Source organism: Myroides indicus, assembly GCF_004364575.1.
Classification (GTDB): Bacteria; Bacteroidota; Bacteroidia; order Flavobacteriales; family Flavobacteriaceae; genus Flavobacterium; species Flavobacterium indicum_A.
This window is the reverse complement of record NZ_SOAG01000070.1, coordinates 1-1786: the sequence shown is the minus strand read 5'-3', so window position 1 is coordinate 1786 and position 1786 is coordinate 1. Positions and strand designations below refer to the sequence as shown.

Below are 1786 nucleotides of genomic sequence, written 5' to 3'. Positions count from 1 at the left end.
CGCTTTCTGTAGCGCCCATCATGGAAACCGCAACCGTTTGCTCACAGTCCATTCCTTTATTCACCGGAATATTTACAGCCCCAGAACACTCGTCGTTTGCTCCTGTTTTGGTTCCTGTATCAACCGCTGTGCTCCAATCACTCGAAGATTTGCCGTCCTCACATTTTGCCCGTACATAAACCGTATACGCTTTTCCGCCGCTTAATCCCGTCACTGTTGTTTTGGGCGTTCCGCTTACCGTCACTTTCTGAACCGGTGTTGCCGTCTCATCTTCTCCATAATTAACTACAATAACCTCCCAGCTGGTTATTCCTCCGTACTGCTCCCATTCTAACTCTATTGAAGTTGAAGTTTCATTGGTTATTGTTACATGGTAAGGCTCCGGACAGGTCTCTACTTTTTTAATCGTAACATCGTCTAAATAAACATACGTATATCCGGTAGAATTTACATGCCAGCCTAAATTAACATCTCCGGCAACGCCGTTAAAGAACACTACTCTTTCCTTCCAGTTCGCTTCTCTATAAACCTCAGTCGGCAATACAGTAGTTGTGAATTTAGTCGTATCTACCCCTTGAGAGGATAACAGTACTTCAAATGAACTGTTATAAGTTGTGGTTGCACTGGTTTTATAGCGATATTTTAAGACATACAGCGACGGATCCATTTCTATCGTAGGGGAAATGAGCCAATCATCATGTGTTTTTCCGGATAAACCATAAAAATACATCGACTGATCTCCTTCATAGACGCCTGAAGCCGTGTTATAAAGTCTCCAGATATTACTTCCTGTTGGAGAAGTAGAATCTCCATTGCCGTCTATAACCGTCCAGCATCTGTATGTTTTATCTGCTGTATTAAATCCATCCCAAAACGGCGTATCATAAACTCCGCAAGCTGTAGTAAACCGGTATGGTCCCTGCCAAATACTGTATTCTCCATTACCACAGTTGGTACGAACATAAAACTCATAATCCGTATTGGGTTTCAGCGCATTACCTGTACCGTCCAAGGTAGCAACGTTTTCTTTAGTAGTAGTGGCTATACCGCTTGCGGTAGGAACTGCTCCTCCTTCTTCCTGAATATAATATTCCCAGGCTGTCGCTCCAAAATCATCGTCCCAGAACAAGGTTACACTATCACTCTTCTCATCTTTTGCCCCTAGAGTTTCTGGTAATGGCTCTGGACAGCCCTGCACTTCTTCTACAAACACATTATCAATATATACATAAGTATATTGCGTTGAAGAGGTTACATGCCAGGCAAGATTAACATCCCCGCTTATTCCTGATATAAAAACATATTCTTCCTCCCAGGCTGTAGTTGGATCGTATTTCTTTTTAGGAACAACCGTAGTTGTAAACTTATTCATATTGTCTATACCCGAATTAGACAACAACACCTCAAACTCATAATCGTATGTAGTTGTAGAAGTAGGACGATAATGATATTTTAAACGATACATTTTTCCTGCTTCAAACGTAATCGTAGGCGATATCAACCAGTCGTCATGTGGTCGCAAAGAAGCATCTGCCTGTGCTCCATAAAAATACATAGAGTGACTACCTTCATAATTTGTTGTTACTGTTTTCCATATATTACTACTTGTTGGAGATGTTGAGTCATGATTCCCGTCAACTATTGTCCAGCATTCTAATGTCTTGGAGTTAGTGTTAAATCCTTCCCAAAAAGGTGTAGTAAACACTCCGCAAGCTGTTTTAAATATATAAGGTCCGGACCACTCTCCGTATTTTCCGTTTCCACAACCAGTACGAACGTAAAACTC

1 protein-coding gene is annotated in these 1786 nt (G+C 41.5%); it reads right to left on the bottom strand.

All coding sequences use genetic code 11. From position 1 onward, the window contains the following. The coding region (locus C8P70_RS13680; RefSeq protein ID WP_133713852.1) for a choice-of-anchor J domain-containing protein at nucleotides 1-1786 on the bottom strand (1786 nt) is incomplete at both ends.